The 504-nt window shown below is 63.9% G+C and carries 1 protein-coding gene; it reads right to left on the bottom strand.

Annotated features, from left to right (window positions below):
- Nucleotides 1–61: 61 nt before the first annotated feature.
- Nucleotides 62–504: MFS transporter (locus AACY08_RS28850; protein ID WP_339472495.1), on the bottom strand; the 443-nt coding region annotated here is incomplete at its 5' end.

The raw sequence follows: 504 nt of genomic DNA, 5'->3' as shown, positions 1-504 counted from the left end.
CTGGGACATGCTCGTTCCTTTGATGCGCAACCGAAACGGCGCAACGGGCCAGAGAGTTCCCTCAATCCTCCACGATCAAGCTGGTCGCCCGTGTTTCCGGCAACAGCCAGAAACACACGCTGGTCAGCGCCAGCATCGCGCTGACATACCAATAGAAGGCACTCTCGATATGCCAGCCCTTCAGGCTCAGCGCGACATATTCCGCCGTGCCCCCAAACGCCGCATTGCCGATCGCATAGGGAAAGGCGACGCCGAGCGCGCGGATGTGCGCCGGGAACAGCTCGGCCTTCACCAACGCGCTGATCGAGGTGTAGGCGGCCAGCAGCAAAAGCGGCACCAGCACGATCGCAAACGCCGCCGCCGGCGTGCGCACGCTTTCCAAGGCGCTGAACACCGGCACCGATACGATCGCCCCGCCAATGCCGAACAGCAGCAACATCGGCTTGCGCCCGACGCGATCGGCCAGCGCGCCGAACAGCGGCTGGACCAGCATGAACACCACCA

Origin of the sequence: Pseudomonas sp. EL_65y_Pfl1_R83 (genome assembly GCF_963970695.1) — a bacterium.
Lineage (GTDB): Bacteria > Pseudomonadota > Gammaproteobacteria > Pseudomonadales > Pseudomonadaceae > Aquipseudomonas > Aquipseudomonas tritici.
This window is presented reverse-complemented; position numbering and strand designations above follow the sequence as displayed.